This is a genomic window from Micromonospora sp. NPDC050397, assembly GCF_044901685.1.
Taxonomy (GTDB): Bacteria; Actinomycetota; Actinomycetes; order Mycobacteriales; family Micromonosporaceae; genus Micromonospora_G.
Genome location: NZ_JBJDPS010000006.1, coordinates 45,833 through 65,453, shown reverse-complemented (window position 1 = coordinate 65,453; position 19,621 = coordinate 45,833). Strand labels below are relative to the sequence as shown.

The window sequence follows — 19,621 nt, the reverse complement described above, 5'->3', positions numbered from 1 at the left end:
TTCTGCCATAAATCAGCTCGCGTCTAGCGCAGAGATCTCGCGTCTAGCGCAGAGATCCGGCCAGATCCTGAAGTTCGCTCTCCTTGGCCGAGCCGACCACGATCACCGTCCGCCCAGGCTCCATCAGCACGAGGGCCCGCTCGCTGGCCCGTGCGGTGTACCGCATCCAACTCCGCCCGCCCACCTCAAAGGCCCCCTGCGGCTGGCCCTTGGCGGTCAGCTCGTTCGGCAACAACCGCTCGACCGGCACGTTGCTCTGCACCACCTGCACGGCACCGCCGTCCGGGCTCAGGTAGCCCAGGCGCAGCGTCACCGCCCCGTCGGGGCGTTGAAGGGTGGCGGTCACGCTCTGCCACCCGTCGGTCAGACCCGCCGGCTCGCTCACCGGAAAGGCGTTGATCGACCGGGCCTGGGCGAGGGTCGGCGCGGGATCGACCTGGGTCGGCTGGTCACCGCCGAGGAAAACCCGGTAGAAGCCGATCAGCAGGGCAATCGGGATCAGCAGGACCAGCAACGAGATGGCCATGTCCTTCGGCGACCGCTCCGCCCGGGTGGCCGCCTGGACCACTTCCTCGGTCGCAGGCGTGTCCATCGTCACAACCCCGGCCGAACCCTTCGGGGTACGGGCGACCGAAGCCGAGGGCTGGTCACCCGGAGTGACGTCACTTGACCCGAGCCCGCCCGGTGCCTGAGCACTCTGGGTACGGTCGTCTGGGGTGCCGTCGTTCGAATCGCGGTCAACTGGCGCAGCGGAGTCCACGTACCCATAGTGACAGCCATGCCGGCCGCTGCGATCTGGACCACCCACGCCCGCACCTGATCCACGTTCGCGTCCATGCCAGGATCTAATGACATGGCCGGCGGCAGGCTCGGCCTTCTGCCGGTTCACCCCGCACCGTCGCGAGGAGGAGCCCCGCCATGACCGTCACCAGGACCCGAATTCCGCAGGATCTGGACCGCAACCTCGCTCTCGACCTGGTCCGGGTGACCGAGGCGGCGGCGATGGCCGCCGGCCGCTGGGTCGGCCGGGGCGACAAGGAGGGCGGCGACGGCGCCGCCGTCGACGCCATGCGCAAGCTGATCAACTCGATCCCGATGCGCGGGGTGGTGGTGATCGGTGAGGGCGAGAAGGACAACGCCCCGATGCTCTTCAACGGCGAGTCGGTCGGCGACGGGACCGGTCCCGAGGTGGACGTGGCGGTCGACCCGGTGGACGGCACCACGCTGATGAGCAAGGGCATGCCGAACGCGCTCGCCGTACTCGCGGTGGCCGAGCGCGGGGCGATGTTCGACCCGAGCGCGGTGTTCTACATGGAGAAGATCGCGGTCGGCCCGGCGTACGCGGACGCGATCGACATCAACGCCGGGGTGGCCGACAACCTGCGCCGGATCGCCGAGGTGAAGGACAGCGAGGTGTCCGACGTCACCGTCTGCGTCCTGGACCGACCGCGCCACGAGGGCCTGGTCCGGGAGATCCGCCGGGCCGGGGCCGGCATCCGGTTCATCTCCGACGGTGACATCGCCGGCGCGATCGCGGCGGCCCGGGGCGAGTCCGGGGTCGACGTGCTGATGGGGATCGGCGGCACCCCCGAGGGCATCATCGCCGCCTGCGCACTCAAGTGCATGGGCGGCGCGATGCAGGCGAAGCTCTGGCCGCAGGACGAGGCCGAGCGGGCGAAGGCGCTGGCCGCCGGGCACGACCTGGACCGGGTGCTGCACACCGACGACCTGGTCTCCGGGGACAACTGCTTCTTCGTCGCCACCGGCGTCACCTCCGGCGACCTGCTGCGCGGGGTGAGTTACCGGGCCGGTGGGGCGTACACGCAGTCGATCGTGATGCGCTCCAAGAGCGGCACCATCCGGGTGATCGACTCCTACCACCGGTTGGAGAAGCTCAACCTCTACTCGGCCGTCGACTACGACGGCCGTCCCCTGGCCGAGCAGGAATGAGCCTGCTCAACACGCGTTTCACCGCGAAGACCCCCGGAACCACTCCCGGGCTGCGCCGCGCCGGGGCCGTCGGGCTCGCCCTCGTCTCCGGCGGCGCCGTCGCCGTGCAGTCACGGATCAACGGCGAACTCGGCGTACGCCTGCACGACGGCATCGCGGCGGCGGTGGTCTCCTTCGGCATCGGGTTGGTCACGCTCGCCGCCCTCGCCTTCGGCAGCCCCGCCGGGCGCCGTCACCTCGGCGTGTTCCGGTCGGCCCTGCGGGACGGCTCGCTGCGCCCCTGGCAGTGCCTCGGCGGCGCCTGCGGCGCGTTCATGGTGGCCAACCAGGGACTGACCGTCGGGCGGCTGGGCGTGGCGATCTTCACCGTGGCCGTGGTCGCCGGGCAGTCGGCGAGCAGCCTGGTGGTCGACCGGGCCGGGATCGGCCCCGCCGGGCGGCAACGGGTCACGGCTGCCCGGCTCGCTGGAGCGGCGCTCACCGTACCCGCGGTGTTCCTCGCGGTGGGCGACCGTCCGGACGACCCGGCCGGGCTCGCCCTGGCCCTGCTTCCCCTCCTGGCCGGCCTGGGCCTGGCCTGGCAGCAGGCGGTCAACGGTCGGGTCCGGGCCGCCGCCGGCAGCGTGCTGACCGCCACCCTGGTCAACTTCGCGGTCGGTACGGCGGCGCTGCTGGTCGCGTTCGCGGTGAGCACCGCCGTACGCGGTTGGCCGACCGGCGGACTGCCCGGCGAGCCCTGGCTCTACCTCGGCGGCCCGATCGGGATCCTCTTCATCGCGGTCGCCGCCGCCCTGGTCCGATTCACCGGCGTGCTGCTGCTCAGTCTGGCGACCATCGCCGGTCAGGTGGTCGGCGCCGTCCTGATCGACCTGTTCGCCCCCGGCAACGCCAGCTCTCCGGGCCCCTTCACCCTGCTCGGCGCGCTCCTCACCCTGACCGCCGTCCTAGTGGCCAGCCGCCGCCCCCGCAGCGGGTAAGGAAGGGCCCCTTCCTATCGTTTTTTGTATAGGAAGGGGCCCTTCCTAACGCTTGTCGTGCGGGGTCGCCGCGATCGTCTCGCGCAGGGCATCGTCGTACGGGGTGGGCTCGATGCCGAACCGCGCGGTGGCGGCCGACGAGTCCAGCCGGAACGGCCGGTCGAACTGGTACGACACCTCACGCAGCTCGCGTACGGTCGGGTCGAACAGGCCACCGAGCCAGAGCACCGGTGCCGGCATCCGGCTCAGCCGTGGGGCGGGCGCCCCGGCCAACTCCGCGACCCGGGTCGCGACCTGCCGGATCGATGCCGGCGGTGCGCTCGGCACGTGCCAGGCCCGTCCCCAGGCGCCCTCGTCGTCGGCGGCGGCGACCAGGGTACGGGCAGCGTCGCCCACGTACGTCCAACTGTGCGGCGCGTCGAGATCTCCCGGTACGGTGGCCCGTCGCCCGGCCAGCACCCTCGGAATCACCAGCACGTTCAGCGTGGTCTGCGCACCCGCGCCGAGGTAGTCCGAGCCACGTACCTCGGTGGCCCGGATCCGGCCAGCCTGGTGGGCGGCGAGCGCGTCCTGCCACATCTCGACGCGCACCCGGCCCTTGACCGAGTTGGGGCGCAGTGGCATGTCCTCGGTCATCGGCCGGTCGACCGGGCCGTAGCCGTACAGGTTGCTGACGGTGGCTAGGACCGGGCCGGACCGTTCGGCCGCGTGGAGCAGGGCGGCGGCGAGCGGCGGCCAGTCGACCGGCCAACGGTAGTAGGCCGGGTTGGCGCAGTTGTGCAGCGCCACCGCCCCGGCCGTCAGGTGCTCCAACCGCTCGGCGTCGGTCGCGTCGGCGGCCACCCGTTCGATCGCCGGGTGTTCGGGGCCGGAGCCTCGCCGGGTGACCAGACGCACCCGATCGCCCCGCCCGGCCAGCAGCCGGGCAACGGCCGAACCGACCGGACCCGCGCCGACAACCACGTGCAACGACATGTTTGCCACCTCTTCGGATCAAGGAACCGATGCGAGAGCAGTGTTCTCTGGCCAGGTCACGAAGCCTGGCACGGCTCGATCCGTACGTCAAGAGCAGTGCTCTCGTTTTGGATAACCGATCTCACCTCTGGCAGAGTGGCACCATGTCCGCACCTTCGATCCGGGCCCGGGTACGCGCCGAGCTGACCGAGGAGATCAAGTCGGTGGCCCGCCGACACCTCGCCACCGACGGCGCCAACCTCTCGCTCCGCGCGGTCGCCCGTGACCTGGGCATGGTCTCCTCCGCGCTCTACCGCTACTTCGCCAGCCGGGACGAGTTGCTCACCGCGCTGATCCTCGACGCGTACCGGGCCCTCGGCGACGCGGCCGAGCAGGCCGACACAGCCCAGCAGGCCGACACAGCCGAGCAGGCCGACACAGCCGAGCAGGCCGACACAGCCCAGCACGCCAAAGCAGCCCAGCGGACCAACACGCCCGAGCACGGCAGCACCGCCGAGCAGGGCAGAACAGCCGACCAGGCCGGGACAACCCAGCCGAAGACGGAACCCCGTGCGCGCTGGCTCGCCGTCTGCCGCGCGGTACGGGAGTGGGCGCTACAGCACCCGGCCGAGTACGCGCTGATCTACGGCAGCCCGGTGCCGGGCTACGTCGCCCCGCCGGAAACGACCATGCAGGCCCAGCGGGTGCCACTGACTCTGGCCCGCATCCTGGTCGACGCTGCCGCTGACGGGCGTCTCGGGGCACCGGCCACAACCGTGCCGCCGACCACAACCGTGCCGCCGGCCCCGGTCCGGGCCGACCTGGCCCGGCTCATGACCCAGGTCGACACGGTCCAGATCGGTGGGACCCTGACCGAGGAGGAGCTCGCCAGGGGACTCGCCGGCTGGCATCAGCTCTTCGGCCTGCTCAGCTTCGAGATCTTCGGCCGGCTCGAACAGGTCGTCGAGCACCGCGAGCCCTATTTCGACCATCAGATGCGGCTGATGGCCGACCTGGCCGGCCTCCCCTGACAATCCTCCTCCGCCAGCGCTCCTGACCGACCCCGCTCCGGCCCGAGCACCGGCCGGGGATGGTCGCGAAGCGGCCGGCACGCCGACCGGGTCTCACCGGGGCGCCCGAACGGCAGGTGACGGACGCCGACCGAGGCCCGGCGGAGGCCGGCGAGCGCCGGAGCGCCTGCCGCCGGGAGGTGCGACGGTCAGCCGGCGTCGGACGAGTGCCCGGGGAAGAGGTGCGCGGCGGGGTCGATGATCACTGCCGCGTTGTTGACCGCGGTCGCCGCCTCGCCGAACCCGGTGGCGATCAACCGGACCTTGCCCTGGTACTCGGTGATGTCACCCGCCGCGAAGACCCGGGGCAGGTTGGTGGCCATCGTGCTGTCGACCAGGATGTGTCGCTTGTCGAGCGTCAGCCCCCATTCGGCCAGGGGTCCGAGATCGGCGGTGAAGCCGAGCGCCGCCACCACGGTGTCGACCGGCACGGTCTCGGCGATCCCACCCTTTACCACGATGTCCGCGCCGGTCACCGCGTCAACGCCATGGATCTTGGTTACCTCGGCGTTGACCACGATGCGTACGGGCAGCTTTCGGACCCGGTCCACGGTCGCCGCGTGGGCCCGGAACTTCTCCCGACGGTGTACCAGGGTGATCGACTTGGCCAGTGGGGCCAGGGCCTGTGCCCAGTCGAAGGCGGAGTCCCCGCCTCCGATGATCAGCACGTCCTGACCGGCCAGGTCCGCCAGGTGCGGCACGAAGAAGACAACACCCCGACCGACGAACCCGTCCGACGCCGGCAGCGGGCGTGGTGTGAAGCTGCCCAGGCCACCGGTGACCAGCACCGCACCACAGGCCAGGTCCTCACCCTGGCTGAGGCTCAGCACCGGCAGGCCGGACCGGTACGACAGTCCCTCGGCCCGTACGCCGAGCAGGTATTCGGGGTCGAACGCGGCGGCCTGGACCACCAGGTTCGCGACCAGGTCCCGACCCTTGATCGACGGAAAGCCGGCCACGTCGTAGATGACCTTCTCCGGGTACATTGCGGTCACCTGGCCGCCCGGCTCGGGCAGCGCGTCGATGACGGCGACCGAGAGACCCCGGAAGCCGGCGTAGTAGGCGGCGAAGAGACCGGTCGGACCGGCTCCGATTATGGCGACATCGACCTCGCGCATGTGCTCACCGTCGCCTTCCGCCTACGGATCAACATCTGCTGATTTCGACCGTAGGTGGCCGGATGAGGCCGGGGCAAGACACGTCCCATTGCGGATTCGTCCCCCGACGGGCTCCCGAGGCTCCCCGGAGCGTCCCGCCGGCAGCGACGTGGTCGGCGGTCAGGGCAGGGTGAGCGTCGAGGTGGAGGAGTACGGGTCGCGGTCCGGCCGGCGCCGGAACAGGATCGCCGCGACCAGCCCGCCGATCAGCCCGAACAGGTGCCCCTGCCAGGAGATCGGCTCGTCGGTGGGTAGCACGCCGAACAACTGCCCGCCGTAGAGAAGCCCGACCAGCAGCACCACCGCGAAGTTCCACCAACTCCGCTCGACGATTCCCCGCATCAGCAGCAGGCCCAGGTAGCCGAAGATGATCCCGCTGGCGCCGACGACAACCGAGTTCGACGAACCGGTGAACCAGACCCCGAGGCCGCTGACAAACATGATCATCAGGGTGGAGTAGAGGAACCGGCGGGCTCCGGCGGCCAGCACGAACGTACCGAGCAGGATCAGCGGCACGCTGTTGCTGTAGAGGTGGTTGAAGCCGTGGTGCAGGAACGGCGCGAAGAAGACGCCGTCCAGGCCGTCGATCCGGTGCGGGATGATGCCGGCGGTGGTGTCCAGCCCGGCGTCGAGCCAGTAGTCGAATCCCTCGATGGCGAAGAGCACCGGCACCGCCGCGCACATGGCGACGAAGGCGCGCCCGAGGGCCGAGTAGAAGGCGTCGGTGCCGAACCGGTGCGGGTCACCACCGCCGCGGGATTCGAAAGTCACCTTCAAGTAGCTATCAGCTATCGCCGACAACCGCCACCCAACTCGTCACACCGGTCCCCGCCGCCGGGCGGTCGAGCGGAGAAGAGGGCGGGAAAAGATCGAGGGGACGGACCCTCGTCCGCCCCCTCGGTCCGGGTCACCGAACGGCGCTCAGTAGTGGCCGTTGTTCTGGAAGTAGGTCCACGCCCCACAGGGCGTGTCGTACCTGCCCTTGATGTAGCCCAGCCCCCACTCGATCTGGGTGGCGGGGCTGTTCTGCCAGTCCGAGCCGGCAGAGCTCATCTTGCTGCCGGGCAACGCCTGGGGGATGCCGTACGCGCCCGAGGGGTTGCTCGCCTTGTGGTTCCAGCCGCTCTCCTTGGTCCAGAGCTTCTCCAGGCAGGGCATCTCGGCGATCGGGAATCCGGCCTCCAGCATGAGCGCGCAGCCGATCGCCCGGTTGCCGCTGTACTCGTTGCACGAGGACGGGATCGGCCCGTCGTACGGCTTGGCGGGCGCGTTCGCCGCCTTCTGTGCCCGCTTCTTCCGGTCCGCCGCCGCGTCGGCCTTCTTGGCCCGTTCGGCGGCGGCCTTGGCGGTCTCGGTGGCCTTGCGGGCGGCTTCCCGCTCGGCCGCGAGTTGCGCCGCCATCGCCTGCTTGTGCGCCGCGTTGCGCTCACGCAACAACTGGAACTCCGCGCGCTCGGCATCGGCGACGAGTTGGGCGTCGATCCCGCTCTGCTGGGTTTCCCGGTCTTCGCCCAGGAAGTAGCCGCCGGCAACACCGACCAGCAGCAACGAAACCGCGAGCGCCCGGATGCCGTAGCGGCTCCACAGCCGACTCACGAAATGATCCCTTCGTCGGGGACAAGGACCGGCGCGATCCGGCCGGAGGGCCGGCACCTGCGCACCGCGAGCACCTCGATCCGCCCGGATCGCCGGTCCGTACGGCTCGTGACCGCCCGTACCGCTTCCCCCCGGGACCGGTTATCGGCGATCTCCGTGGGGCAGGAGTGCTCGAAGCACACCATCGCGCACAGCGAGTCGGCTGGGAAACCAACGACCTCGATTGTGATTTGGGCCACTCAAAATATCGGCACAAACTAGTCGCAAAGCCCCCGTTGGAGCGCCTACAGCGGGATGTCCTCCAGGAGATCGGTGACCACTTCCGCGATCGGCGACCGCTCCGAACGGGTCAGCGTGACGTGCGCGAAGAGCGGGTGGCCCTTGAGCGCCTCGATCACGGCGGTGACACCGTCGTGCCGGCCGACCCGGAGGTTGTCGCGCTGCGCGACGTCGTGGGTCAGCACCACCCGCGACCCCTGCCCCACCCGGGACAGCACGGTGAGCAGCACCCCGCGTTCCAGCGACTGCGCCTCGTCCACGATGACAAAGGCGTCGTGCAGGCTACGACCACGGATGTGGGTGAGCGGGAGCACCTCGAGCATGCCGCGCGCGAGCACCTCGTCCATCACGTTCTCGTGCACCACGGCGCCGAGCGTGTCGAAGACCGCCTGGGCCCACGGCGACATCTTCTCCGACTCGGACCCGGGCAGGTATCCCAGTTCCTGTCCACCCACCGCGTAGAGCGGGCGGAAGACGATCACCTTCTTGTGCCGGCGGCGCTCCATCACCGCTTCGAGCCCGGCGCAGAGCGCCAGGGCGGACTTTCCGGTGCCGGCCCTGCCGCCCAGCGACACGATCCCGATCGACTCGTCGAGCAGCAGGTCGAGGGCGATCCGCTGCTCCGCCGAGCGGCCCCGCAACCCGAACGCCTCGCGGTCGCCACGGACCAGTCGTACGGTCTTGTCCGGACCGACCCGACCGAGCGCCGAGCCTCGCGGCGAGTGCAGCACCAGGCCGGTGTGGCAGGGCATGCCGGCCGACTCGTCCAGGTCCAGCGGCTCGCCCGCGTAGAGCTGGTTGATCTGCTCCTCGCCCAACTCCAGTTCGGCCATGCCGGTCCAGGTCGGATCGCTGGCCTGACCGTGCCGGTACTCGTCCGCGACGAGGCCGACCGAGGCGGCCTTGACCCGCAGCGGCATGTCCTTGCTGACCAGGGTCACCTCGCGCCCCTCGGCGGCCAGGTTGAGGGCGACCGAGAGGATACGGGTGTCGTTGGACTCGTTGCGGAATCCGGGCGGGAGCACGGAGTCGTCGGCGTGGTTCAGCTCCACCCGCAGCGTGCCGCCCACGTCGTTGGTGGGCACCGGCTGGTCCAGCCGACCGTGCTTGATCCTCAGCTCGTCGAGCATGCGCAGAGCCTGCCGGGCGAACCAGCCCAACTCCGGATGGTGCCGCTTGCCTTCGAGTTCCGAGATCACCACCAGCGGGAGCACCACCTCGTGCTCCGCGAACCGGTGGAACGCGGCCGGATCGGAGAGCAGGACCGAGGTGTCCAGCACGTAGGCACGGGCGGCTGGAACAGGCTCCGGATCGGCCGGCGGGGCCGCGCTGGCCCTCCGCCCGCCTCTGGCACGGCCGGTCGTGGGAGTCGCGCCCGGGTCCTGGTCGGCCTTGGAGTTGGTACGGCGAGTCGTCACAGGCTGCTCCGGCGGGCGCGCATCCGGTCCGCCCGCGTTCCGCCTCGTCCGGTGCCCGGAACCACGGGGTCGGATGCGGGCCCCATGGATCAGTACGCGAAAGGTCCGGGCCGTCCGGTTGGCGTGGGAGGACCCCTCGCCATGTCTAGACGCTAGCTGCCGGATGCCCACGCGGCTAGGGCATGACGAATGCATCTCGCCATAGCCCGGCGCCCCGCCGTCGGCCCCCGTCACACCCGGCTACCAGGCACGGGGCGGCCGACCCCGCCTTGATCACCGAGCGCATCCGTCGTCGGGACCGGGGGTCCACCCGGACCCCCGGCCCCGACGACACGGAGACCGGCCGGGATGCATGCCCCCTGCGCGCACCCCGGCCGGTGGGACCACCGTCACCGGTCTGACGGGATCCCGACGGTGCGTGTCCGCCGCGGACGACGCACCGTGATCGCGGGTGACCGCTCACCCCACCGCGTTGCCGGCTACACGTTCCGGCCGGCGTACGCGTCGGTGGAATGCCGTCCGCCGTTGGTTGCGGTCCCCGCGAAAGAAGCACCGGTGTAGGTCGTGCCCTGGTCCGACCCGCCCGGATCGGAACTGGTGGTCTGCTGCCCCGTCGGCGGACCGGCGAGCACCGAGGCGATGGCCGCCTGGGCCTCGCGCCGGCGGCGGTTCCACGCCCCCCGGTCGCCGTCGAAGTAACCCTGTCGGTAGCCGAACCGGTAACCGATCCGGTAGCTGAGCTGTCCGTGCAACCGGCCGGCCGCGTAGCTGGACGAGCCCAGCAGGAGTACGAGGAAGACCGCGAAGAAGGGGCTCATCGCGGCACTCCGAGCCGTGCGCCTGCGCCGTTCATGAGTCCTCCGACTCGGTCGGGGTGGGATCGGTGATCAGCAACCGGTCGAGATCGTCGGTGCTCACCTCTTCGACCAGTTCCACGCTGATCCGGCAGCCGTCGAGCACGACCTCGGCCACGGAGGCCCGGCGGATCTCCCCGCCCGCGTCGTAGACCCGCACGCTCAGCTCGGGACAGCCCAGGTGCGTCCGCCAGGAGTTCCACTCGGCCCGGTCGCCGACGTTGAGCGAGAGGTAGCGGCACCCACGCGCCAGGTAGAGCCGCCACGGGGCGCTGAGTCCGGCCGCCACCCCCTCGGCGATCAGACCGAACGCCTGGGCACGGGTTGCGAGTTCGGTCACCGAATCCCTCCTGTCACGAGGAAGTGACCCACGTGAGGACAGATGGTCTCAAGCACGTGACACACGTTAGATCGTCCCACGTACGTGACAGTATCATCTTTTCGTCTGATTACCGTCAGACCTGCGTACCACTAGTCTGACCACGTGATACCCCTCAACACAAGCAGCAGGTCGTTTACCGGAATACCGACACAGGTGTCACGCGCGCGGCACGAAAGTGAGCCTCGCTCGGCGGAATCGGACGACTGGTCGTACCGTCACCGCGTGCCGGACAGTGCCCACGGGCGCAAGATCGCCTTCGCCGCCTTCGTACGCAAGGCCCTCGACGACGCCCGCGCCACCCGAGCGTGGACCGGCACGGAGGTCTCCCGCCGCACCGGCGTCTCCCGCCAGACCATCAACCGATGGGTACGCGGCGAATGGGCCAGTGATCCCGAGGCCGAGCGCGTCGTCGCGTTCTGTGAGGGACTCGGCCTCAGCCCGACCGCCGCGTTCGGCGTACTCGGCTGGGACCGGACCACTCCGGCACGACCCGCCCCGAGCGCCCCTCCGATGGACCCGGACGTCGAGGCGCTGCTCCGCCGGCTGGTTGATCCGAATGTCTCCGAGGCGGAGAAATTTCACATCAGGGAGACAATCAGATATCTCGCCTACCGGCCTGCCTTGCAGGTAGATGCCCGAAAAGGAGGTAAACGGGCAGGCTAGTTCCTCAGATGGCGCAAGAATCACCATGCTTCTCATGCGTACCGCACCAGCATCTGAATACGCACGCTAACGTGCCTTTTTGTACTGCTTGGGCTCGTCGTCGGCGGGGGGACGGGACAAAGCCGAACCCAGCCCTGCGGGACAGAAGGAGGGGTCTAACCATGACCCTGAAATGGATGGCAGTCATGGTCGCGGCGGTGTCGGTGACACTGTGCGTGACCGCCAACGTCGTGCTCGGCAGCGTTAACGGCGCGGAACTGCCGGTCGTGGTGAACATGATCGCCCTCACCGCCACCGGCGTCGCGACCGTACTTGCCTTCGTCGCCGACCTGCACGAGCGGCTCAACGAGCGCGTGACCGCGCTCACCGAATTCCTCATCGCCCGGCTGAACGAGCTCGACAGCCACACCGGCGACCGCAACACCGGTTTTGTCGAGGGTTACCTGCTCAGCCACCCCGACCCGTCGGTAGTGCCGATCGGGCCGCGCCTCCACAGCCGCCGGGCCGTGCTCGGAGGCGACGACTGAAGGTTCAGCTGGACGCCATCTAAGACGGTAACGACCGGGGTACGCTGACGCCCGTGCGGCCGATCAACGCGGGTAATCAGCGCCCGACCCGTCCCCTGACAGCGGAACAGGCCTGGCAGGCCACCACTGGCCGGGCCGGGCAGTGCGTGCTGTTCTTCGACTTCGACGGCACCCTTGCCCCGGTTCTCGACGATCCGACCGCGGTCCAGCCGGCGCCGAAGGTCCTCGCGGCCCTCGACGCCCTGGCCGGGTTGGTGCAACGGGTCGCCATCGTCTCCGCCCGTCCGGTCGAGTTCCTCCGCGACCACTTCGCCGGGCTCGGCGACGTGGACCTCTACGGCCTCTACGGCCTGGAGCACAGCCACGGCTCCGGGGAGACGGTGACCGAGGAGGCGGCCCTGCCCTGGGTGCCGACCATGGCCGAGCTCGCCCAGCAGGCCCGGGACGAACTGCCCGCCGGCACCCTGGTCGAATACAAGCGACTCTCCGTCGCCCTGCACTACCGCACCGCGCCGCAGCTCGCGCAGGCGGTCGAGTCCTGGGGCCGGGAGCAGGCCGAACGCCGTGGCCTGCGGGTGCAGATCGGTCGCATGGTGATCGAGATCAAGCCGCCGGTCGACCGCGACAAGGGCATGGTGATCGGCGAAGCCGTACGGGACGCCGGCTGCGCCTGGTACTTCGGCGACGACGTCTCCGACATCAAGGCGTTCGCCGCCCTGCGGGCCCGGGAGGAGAGCCACCCGGACTTCTTCGGCGTCTGCGTCGCGGTCGCCAACCCGGAGACCGGCGCCGAGGTCTCCACCGCCGCCGACCTCACCATCGACTCCCCCGAAGCACTCGGCGACTTCCTCACCGAAGCGGTGCACCGGTTCAACTAGCCCCGGCTCCGCCCCGGCGGCCCGCGACGGTCAGACGCCGTACCGGCGCTGGCGGCTGGCGTACGAGCGGAGTGCGCGGAGGAAGTCGACGTGGCGGAAGTCGGGCCAGTTCGCGTCGCAGAAGTAGAACTCGGAGTGGGCGGACTGCCAGAGCAGGAAGCCGGAGAGGCGCTGCTCCCCGCTGGTCCGGATGACCAGGTCCGGATCGGGCTGCCCCCGGGTGTAGAGGTGCTCGGCGATGTGTTCGACGTCGAGCACCTCGGCGAGTTCCTCGATGGTGCCGCCGGCCGCCGCGTGTTCGTAGAGCAGGGAACGTACGGCGTCGGCGATCTCGCGCCGGCCGCCGTACCCGACCGCGATGTTGACCTGGGCGCCGCCGGCGCGTTCCTGCGTACGCTCCTCCGCGGCCTTGAGCGCGGTGGCGGTCTGTGCCGGTAGCAGGTCCAGTGCGCCGACCATCCGCAATCGCCAGGGGTTGCCCTCCTCGGCCAGTTCGACCACCAGGTCTTCGATGATCTGGAGCAGCGGGTCCAGTTCGCTGGCGGGCCGGCGGAGGTTGTCGGTGGCGAGCAGATAGAGGGTGACGTGCCCGATGTCGGCTTGGTCACACCAGTCCAGAACGTGTTTGATCTTGGCTGCGCCGACCCGGTGGCCGTCGTTCGGGTCGACGTAGCCCATCTCGCGGGCCCATCTCCGATTGCCGTCACACATGACGCCGACGTGCCGTGGCACCGGCTTACCGGCGAGCCTCGCCGCCAACCGCCGTTCGTACGCTGAGTAGACCAGGTCCCGCAGAGTCATCCCTTGCAGACTAGCGACCGAAATCCCGGGCCGAGCCGGGGGCGCCTATCCGTGGGCCGCGAGTCCGCCCCCGATCCGGCGGGCGGTACGCAGGTCCAGCACCCCGTCGCCGAGCCCCAGCTCGACCATCACCCGGAACACCCGCTCGTCCTCTCCGGCGGCGCGGACGGCCGCGTCGACGACCCTGCGGTACCGGGCCAGTCGGGCCACCGCCGAACTGTGCCGCAGGTGCCGGCCGAGCCGGCGGCGCAGCAGGTCGGCGTAGCGGGCGGCGGCGCGGTGCGGCGTGCCGGCGGTGACCGTACCGGCGAGGGCGCCGGAGAGCACGGCGTAGAAGATCCCCTCGCCGGTGAACGGGTTGACCAGGGAGAGCGCGTCCCCGGCGAGCACGATCCGACCCCGGCCGGGTGGCGGTCGCCGGGTGGAGAGCGGCAGGTGGTGGGCTCGCAGGTCGGTCGCCGTCCCGGTGGCCACCCCGGGCAGCAGCGCGTGCAGGCCGTCGAGCAGGCGGGTCCGGCTGACCGGGAAGCCCCGGAGAACCTCGCCGTAGCCGACGTTGGCCCGGCCGTCACCGATCGGGAAGGACCAGGCGTACGCCGGCCACTCGGCGCCGGAGGTGACGATCTGCTGCTCGACGGGGCCGGCGGCGGCCGGCGCGTAGCCCCGGATGGCGATGGCGAGGTGTCCGTCGGGGTTGTTCGGGTGGCCCAGCGCGCGGCGGACGGTGGAACCGGCGCCGTCGGCGCCGACCACGGCCCGTGCCGACAGGACGCCGTCGATCACCACCCGGTCGTCGCGCGCTTCGATCCGGCGTACGGTGTGCCGTCGCAGTTGCGCGCCGGCCGCCACCGCCGCGACCACCAGGCGTGCGTCGAAGACCCGCCGGGGCACCGTGTACGCGGCCCGGGGCAGCGGGCGGGCGCACTCGACCCCGCCCGGCGCGACCAGCCGTAGTGCCGGCACCGGCGCGAACCCCGCCACTGCGTCCGGTACGCCCAGTTCGGCGAGTACGTCGAGGGTGTGCGCCGCGATGCCGTCCCCGCACGCCTTGTCCCGGGGAAAATCCGCCCGGTCCAGCAGCAGCACGCTCGCCCCGGCCCGGCGGGCGGCGAGCGCGGCGGCCGAGCCGGCTGGTCCGGCGCCGACGACGACCACGTCGTACTCGTCCATCTCACCTCACCCGCGCCGACCAGGCACGACGGCCGCCGGGACGGTGCTCCCGGCGGCCGTCGTCATACCGCTGATGATGCCCGGTAGCCGGCGGAACGAATAGCTTGTCCCGTCTCGGGCGGCGTGTCGGGTCAGGCCGGCTGTTCGGCGTCCAGCCGCGCGCGGAGCGCGTCCAGTTCGGCCCAGAGCACACCGGGCAACTTGTCACCGAACTTCTCGAACCACTCGTTGATCATCGGCAGCTCGTCGCGCCACTCGTCGACGTCCACCTTGAGCGCGACCCGGATGTCCTCCGGCGTCAGCCCGAGTCCCTCGACGTCGAGCGCGTCCGGCGCCGGCACCATGCCGATCGGCGTCTCGACCGCGCCCGCGCTCCCCTCCAGCCGCTCGACGATCCACTTGATCACCCGCGAGTTCTCGCCGAATCCGGGCCAGAGGAAGTTGCCGTCCTTGTCCTTGCGGAACCAGTTGACGTAGTACACCTTCGGCAACTTGGCCTCGTCGCCGTCGACGCCCTTGCCCATCTCGATCCAGTGTCCGAAGTAGTCACCTGCGTTGTACCCGATGAACGGCAGCATCGCCATCGGGTCCCGGCGCACAACGCCGACCTGGCCGGACGCCGCCGCGGTGGTCTCGGAGGAGAGCGTCGCTCCCATGTAGACGCCGTGCACCCAGTCACGCGCCTCGGTGATCAGCGGAATGGTGTCCTTGCGCCGCCCACCGAAGAGGATCGCGTCGATCGGCACCCCGTTGGGGTCGTTGAACTCGTCCGCCAGGATCGGGCACTGGGCCAGCGGCGTGCAGAACCGGGAGTTCGGGTGCGAACTCAGTTCGTCGCCGTCCGGCGTCCAGTCCCGGCCCTTCCAGTCGATCAGGTGGGCCGGCGGGTCACCCATTCCCTCCCACCAGACGTCACCGTCGTCGGTGAGCCCGACGTTGGTGAAGATGGAGTTGCCCCGGTCGAGCGTGCGCATCGCGTTGGGATTGGTCTTCCAGTCGGTTCCCGGCGCCACTCCGAACAGGCCGAACTCCGGGTTGACCGCGTACAGCCGGCCGTCCGCACCGAAGCGCATCCAGGCGATGTCGTCACCGATCGTCTCGACCTTCCAACCCGGGATGGTCGGTTCGAGCATGGCCAGGTTCGTTTTGCCGCAGGCGGACGGGAAGGCGCCGGCGATGTAGTGCACCTTCCCCTCGGGCGAGGTCACCTTCATGATCAGCATGTGCTCGGCGAGCCAACCCTCGTCCCGGGCCATCACGCTCGCGATCCGCAGCGAGTAGCACTTCTTGCCGAGCAGCGAGTTACCGCCGTAACCGGAGCCGTACGACCAGATCTCGCGGGTCTCCGGGAAGTGGGAAATGTACTTGGTCTCGTTGCAGGGCCAGGACGAGTCCTGCTGTCCGGGTGACAACGGCGCGCCGAGCGAGTGCAGCGCGGGCACGAAGTTCGCCTTGTTCCCCATCGCCTCCAGCACGTTCGAGCCCATCCGGGTCATGATGCGCATGGACGCGACGACGTACGCGCTGTCGGTGATTTCGATGCCGTACATGGGGTCTTCCGCCTCCAGCGGGCCCATGCAGAACGGGATGACGTACATGGTGCGACCGCGCATCGAACCGCGGTACAGCTCCGTCATCGTCCGCTTCATCTCGGCCGGTGCCATCCAGTTGTTGGTGGGACCGGCGTCGGCTTCGTCGACGGAACAGATGTAGGTGCGGTCCTCGACCCGGGCCACGTCGGAAGGGTCGGTACGGGCCCAGAAGGAGTTGGGTTTCCGTTCCGGATTCAGCCGGACCAGCGTGCCGGCCCGCACCAGCTCGTCGGTGAGCCGTTGCCACTCCTCCTCGGAACCGTCCACCCACACCACCTGGTCGGGTTGGGTCAGCTCGGCGACTTCTTTGACCCAGGCGAGCAACTTCGAGTGGGAGGTCGGAGCTTGATCGAGCCCTCGGATGGTTGCCGGAGCAGACATGACGATTCTCCTTGTGGTCGACGCTGACCGATATGAGGGGTGGAGCAACAGCCGGCGCGCTGGAGATGCACGACCGGTGTGGAAAGCCTGGGATTTCCACCAGCCTAAACCGAATGACCGGCGAGGGCAGCGAGACGAGTTGTGAAGAACTGCACAAGATACGGTGGTTTTGCGGCAAGGCGAGCAATTTCCCGCTCCCACGCGCAGTTTCACGCAGGTCTTTGCGTGCGGCCCCGTACGGACGCACGGCCGCGATGCCGGCGGGGCGGGTGTGCCCGGGTGTTTCTCGCGGGGCGCGACAAACGGGTTCGGCGCCCGGCGGGGCGATGGCGCGGGGTCCGCGTGCGCAACCCGAAACACCACACGCAGTCGCCGTAAGGTGACAGTGGACGCATTGCCGGACAGGTACCGTCGGACGGGCCGGCGCGCCCTGGCGCGACTCGCGGGAGCGTTGCGTCGACGCGCCGCGTACCCGGTAGGCTCGACGTGTGTCAGCGACCGTTACCGGCGACCAGCCCTCTCCCCCGGGCACCCAGCAGGGCCTCCTCCGCACCCTCATCAACCGGTTCGGCCACCTCGTCCGCGAGTTGGGCAAATTCGGTCTGGTCGGTGGGGTCGCCTTTGCCGTGGACCTGGCGGTGTTCAACGTCGCCCGGCACACCTGGGAGATGGAGACACTCAGCGCGAAGACCGTCTCCACCATCGTGGCGGCGACCATCGCCTTCATCGGTAACCGGTTCTGGACCTGGCGGCACCGCGAGCGCACCGGCATGGCCCGCGAGTACCTGCTCTACTTCTTCTTCAACACCGTGGGCCTGGCCATCGCGCTGGCCTGCCTGGGGATCAGCCACTACGGCCTGGGAAGCATCTGGCCGGGGGTGTTCAAGTCCCTGCTGGCGGACAACATCTCGGCGAACCTGGTCGGCGCCGCCCTGGGGACCCTGTTCCGATTCTGGTCGTATCGGCGGTTTGTCTTCGTCGGCCCGGCGGCACAGGATGCACCCGACGTCATTACCAAGAGTGACTAAGGGCGTGACCTGCCGCCCACCCTCGGCACCGCCGCTGCCGCTCGGCGCTGTCCTGCCCTAAGGTGACCAAATGCGTCTTGTCCAGGTGCTTCCCGCCCGTTGGCATAAGATCGCCCGCGAGGCCGTCACGTTCGGCATCGTCGGCGGGGTGAACACCGTAGTCAACTACGCGGTGTTCAACGCACTGGCCCTGACGATCTTCAAGGGCGGCCAGCTCAAGGCGACGGTCATCGCCACCATCGTGGCGGCGATCAGCTCGTACGTGATGAACCGGTACTGGACCTACCGTGACCGCCCGAAGTCGGCGATGCGTCGCGAGTACGTCCTGTTCTTCGTCTTCAACGCCACCGGCCTCGCGATCGAGCTGGGCGTGCTCGCGCTCGCCAAGTACGGCCTGAACATCCACGGTCTGCTCGCCCTCAACGTGGCGAAGACCGTCGGCGTGGCCCTGGCGACCGTCTTCCGGTTCTGGTCCTACCGCACCTTCGTGTTCCGTCCGGTGCCGACCGAACCCGGCACCCACGACCACAGCTCGGACGGGATCGTCGAGCTCGACCCGGTCGCGGAGCTGGCCGAGGCGGTGACCGAGTTCGAGGAGGCCGCACACCGTACGACGGTGGCACCGAGGCAGGAGGGGCTTCCGGGGGCAACGGAGGACTTTTCGGTCGCCAAGGACGATCTCGCCGCCGAGTTCGCCGCCGAGCTACGCGCCGCCGCCCATCGGCCGGCCGCGCACTGACCTGACCGTCACCCGTTGACCACGCCGTCGCCGACCGATCGCGGTACCGACGTGGCCGCCGCCGCTCCCCGCTCCGGTACGGGTGCGCCGGCCGACCTCTTCTTCGAGGACCTCACCCCGGGCCGTTCGTTCGACCTGGGAGTCAGCACCGTCGACGGGGACGAGATGCTCGCCTTCGCCCGGCGCTTCGACCCGCAGTGGTACCACGTCGACCCGGCGGTCGCCGCGTCGAGCCACCACGGCGGGCTGATCGCGAGCGGGTTCTTCACGGTCAGCCTCTTCATGCGCGCGTACGTCGACCACGTGCTGTCGCGCGCCGCCGCCGACGCCTCCCCCGGGCTGGAGGAACTGCGCTGGCTGGCACCGGTCCGGGCCGGTGACCGGCTCGCCGTACGACTCGACGTGATCGCGAGCAAGCCGTCGACCGCCCGGCCGGGGCTCGGCACGGTCACCCTCGGCGCCACCATGATCCGGCTGGGCGACCAGGACCAGCCGGAACAGGAAGTGCTACGGACCAGGTTCCGCGGCTGGTTCGCGCTACGCGAGCCAGCCGCGACCCCGTCGACCGGCACGGAGCCGGCCGGTTCCGCAGCAGCGGAGCCGTCCGCGAGGAGCTAGGACGGATCGCGCAGCGGCTTGCCCTCGCGGGCGTCCGCGAGCACCTCGCGCAGCTCGTCCTCGCCGAGCGAGTGCTTGTCGTGGTCGGCCTCGACCAGCTCGTAGAGCTTGGTCTGGACCTGGCCGACGTTCGGGATGTCGTTGAGCACCGTCTGGCCCCGCTCGCCCGCCGACTCGATGGTCAGCGTGCCGCAGCCGAGCAGCCGCTCGACGAAGTGCTGGTTCATGGTGTGGTCGTTGACCCGCTTCAGCGGGATGTCCCGCCGGTCGAGGTGGAAAACGCCCTGCTGCAACACCACCCGCTCGTTGGTGAACAGGTAGTGGGTGGTGCGCCAGACGAGGAACGGCCAGAGACTGAGCCAGAGCACCAGCGCCAGGCCGATGCCGGCGATCACGTACAGACCGATCGTCCCGCCGTCGCCCTCGGGCAGCAGTACGGCACCGACCACCACCGCGGCGATGGCCAGGGCCACCACCAGCACCGGCCGGATCAGAGCCTTCCAGTGCGGGTGCAGGTGCAGCACGACATGCTCGTCCGCGCTGAGCACATCTTCGGGGAAAGCCACGCAAACCTCCTGGGATACGTC

At 69.9% G+C, this 19,621-nt stretch carries 21 protein-coding genes; 9 read left to right on the top strand and 12 right to left on the bottom strand.

The features are described 5' to 3' along the window. Positions 1-43 precede the first annotated feature (43 nt). On the bottom strand, positions 44-760 hold the full coding sequence (locus ACI2K4_RS21400) for a DUF4245 domain-containing protein (RefSeq protein WP_404513483.1): 717 nt from the start codon (positions 758-760) through the stop codon (positions 44-46). 158 nt (positions 761-918) lie between these two features. Between ACI2K4_RS21400 and glpX the strand changes: the two genes are divergently transcribed. Both glpX and ACI2K4_RS21390 read left to right on the top strand, forming a co-directional pair. Further along, complete coding sequence (glpX, locus tag ACI2K4_RS21395) at positions 919-1,950, top strand: class II fructose-bisphosphatase (protein WP_404513482.1); 1,032 nt, start codon at positions 919-921, stop codon at positions 1,948-1,950. Then, entirely contained in the window at positions 1,947-2,927 is a 981-nt protein-coding gene (locus tag ACI2K4_RS21390) for a DMT family transporter (protein WP_404513481.1), read from the top strand. The genes glpX and ACI2K4_RS21390 overlap by 4 nt, the downstream gene beginning before the upstream one ends. A 45-nt stretch (positions 2,928-2,972) precedes the next feature. On the opposite strand, the gene ACI2K4_RS21385 is transcribed toward ACI2K4_RS21390, so the two are convergent. Continuing rightward, entirely contained in the window at positions 2,973-3,902 is a 930-nt protein-coding gene (locus ACI2K4_RS21385) for an NAD-dependent epimerase/dehydratase family protein (RefSeq protein WP_404513480.1), read from the bottom strand. A 143-nt stretch (positions 3,903-4,045) separates the two neighbouring features. On the opposite strand from ACI2K4_RS21385, the gene ACI2K4_RS21380 reads away from it, so the two are divergent. Beyond that, positions 4,046-4,912 (top strand): TetR/AcrR family transcriptional regulator, encoded by an 867-nt coding sequence (locus tag ACI2K4_RS21380; protein WP_404513479.1) that lies wholly within the window; start codon positions 4,046-4,048, stop codon positions 4,910-4,912. A gap of 188 nt (positions 4,913-5,100) precedes the next feature. Here the strand turns inward: ACI2K4_RS21380 and ACI2K4_RS21375 are convergent, their stop codons facing one another. The 6 genes from ACI2K4_RS21375 to ACI2K4_RS21350 form a co-directional block, all read right to left on the bottom strand. Then, complete coding sequence (locus tag ACI2K4_RS21375; protein WP_404513478.1) at positions 5,101-6,069, bottom strand: NAD(P)/FAD-dependent oxidoreductase; 969 nt, start codon at positions 6,067-6,069, stop codon at positions 5,101-5,103. Positions 6,070-6,228: 159 nt separating this feature from the next. Beyond that, complete coding sequence (locus tag ACI2K4_RS21370; protein ID WP_404513477.1) at positions 6,229-6,879, bottom strand: rhomboid family intramembrane serine protease; 651 nt, start codon at positions 6,877-6,879, stop codon at positions 6,229-6,231. Positions 6,880-7,029: 150 nt separating this feature from the next. Next, a complete protein-coding gene (locus ACI2K4_RS21365) occupies positions 7,030-7,704 on the bottom strand; it encodes a lytic transglycosylase domain-containing protein (protein ID WP_404513476.1) in 675 nt (224 codons plus the stop codon). A gap of 284 nt (positions 7,705-7,988) precedes the next feature. Then, positions 7,989-9,401: a PhoH family protein gene (locus tag ACI2K4_RS21360; protein WP_404513475.1), complete on the bottom strand. Its 1,413-nt coding sequence runs from the start codon at positions 9,399-9,401 to the stop codon at positions 7,989-7,991. A 479-nt stretch (positions 9,402-9,880) separates the two neighbouring features. Further along, positions 9,881-10,219 carry a hypothetical protein gene (locus tag ACI2K4_RS21355; protein ID WP_404513474.1) on the bottom strand — a complete coding sequence of 113 codons (339 nt, stop codon included), beginning with the start codon at positions 10,217-10,219 and terminating at the stop codon, positions 9,881-9,883. A gap of 31 nt (positions 10,220-10,250) precedes the next feature. After that, positions 10,251-10,595, bottom strand: a complete 345-nt coding sequence (locus tag ACI2K4_RS21350) for a hypothetical protein (protein ID WP_404513473.1) — start codon at positions 10,593-10,595, stop codon at positions 10,251-10,253. 264 nt (positions 10,596-10,859) lie between these two features. On the opposite strand from ACI2K4_RS21350, the gene ACI2K4_RS21345 reads away from it, so the two are divergent. The 3 genes from ACI2K4_RS21345 (at position 10,860) to otsB (ending at position 12,705) form a co-directional block, all read left to right on the top strand. Beyond that, a complete protein-coding gene (locus tag ACI2K4_RS21345; protein ID WP_404513472.1) occupies positions 10,860-11,300 on the top strand; it encodes a helix-turn-helix domain-containing protein in 441 nt (146 codons plus the stop codon). A 161-nt stretch (positions 11,301-11,461) separates the two neighbouring features. Further along, positions 11,462-11,827: a hypothetical protein gene (locus ACI2K4_RS21340; RefSeq protein WP_404513471.1), complete on the top strand. Its 366-nt coding sequence runs from the start codon at positions 11,462-11,464 to the stop codon at positions 11,825-11,827. A 53-nt stretch (positions 11,828-11,880) separates the two neighbouring features. Next, positions 11,881-12,705: a trehalose-phosphatase gene (gene otsB, locus ACI2K4_RS21335; protein WP_404513470.1), complete on the top strand. Its 825-nt coding sequence runs from the start codon at positions 11,881-11,883 to the stop codon at positions 12,703-12,705. A 30-nt stretch (positions 12,706-12,735) separates the two neighbouring features. Here otsB and ACI2K4_RS21330 read toward each other — a convergent pair whose 3' ends face one another. From ACI2K4_RS21330 to ACI2K4_RS21320, 3 genes are all read right to left on the bottom strand, one after another. After that, the gene (locus tag ACI2K4_RS21330; protein WP_404513469.1) at positions 12,736-13,506 is read right to left on the bottom strand and encodes an isoprenyl transferase; all 771 of its coding nucleotides are present in this window, start codon (positions 13,504-13,506) and stop codon (positions 12,736-12,738) included. 45 nt (positions 13,507-13,551) lie between these two features. Beyond that, positions 13,552-14,676, bottom strand: a complete 1,125-nt coding sequence (locus ACI2K4_RS21325) for an NAD(P)/FAD-dependent oxidoreductase (protein WP_404513468.1) — start codon at positions 14,674-14,676, stop codon at positions 13,552-13,554. A gap of 131 nt (positions 14,677-14,807) precedes the next feature. Further along, on the bottom strand, positions 14,808-16,649 hold the full coding sequence (locus tag ACI2K4_RS21320) for a phosphoenolpyruvate carboxykinase (GTP) (RefSeq protein ID WP_404513467.1): 1,842 nt from the start codon (positions 16,647-16,649) through the stop codon (positions 14,808-14,810). A gap of 488 nt (positions 16,650-17,137) precedes the next feature. Between ACI2K4_RS21320 and ACI2K4_RS21315 the strand changes: the two genes are divergently transcribed. The 3 genes from ACI2K4_RS21315 to ACI2K4_RS21305 all read left to right on the top strand — a co-directional run bounded on the left by ACI2K4_RS21315 (position 17,138) and on the right by ACI2K4_RS21305 (position 19,034). Next, entirely contained in the window at positions 17,138-17,677 is a 540-nt protein-coding gene (locus ACI2K4_RS21315; RefSeq protein WP_404513466.1) for a GtrA family protein, read from the top strand. A gap of 70 nt (positions 17,678-17,747) precedes the next feature. After that, on the top strand, positions 17,748-18,416 hold the full coding sequence (locus ACI2K4_RS21310) for a GtrA family protein (protein WP_404513465.1): 669 nt from the start codon (positions 17,748-17,750) through the stop codon (positions 18,414-18,416). A 15-nt stretch (positions 18,417-18,431) separates the two neighbouring features. Continuing rightward, on the top strand, positions 18,432-19,034 hold the full coding sequence (locus ACI2K4_RS21305; protein ID WP_404513464.1) for a MaoC/PaaZ C-terminal domain-containing protein: 603 nt from the start codon (positions 18,432-18,434) through the stop codon (positions 19,032-19,034). Here the strand turns inward: ACI2K4_RS21305 and ACI2K4_RS21300 are convergent. Then, positions 19,031-19,600, bottom strand: coding sequence for a PH domain-containing protein (locus tag ACI2K4_RS21300; RefSeq protein ID WP_404513463.1), 570 nt, complete (start codon positions 19,598-19,600; stop codon positions 19,031-19,033). The genes ACI2K4_RS21305 and ACI2K4_RS21300 overlap by 4 nt on opposite strands. Positions 19,601-19,621 lie beyond the last annotated feature (21 nt).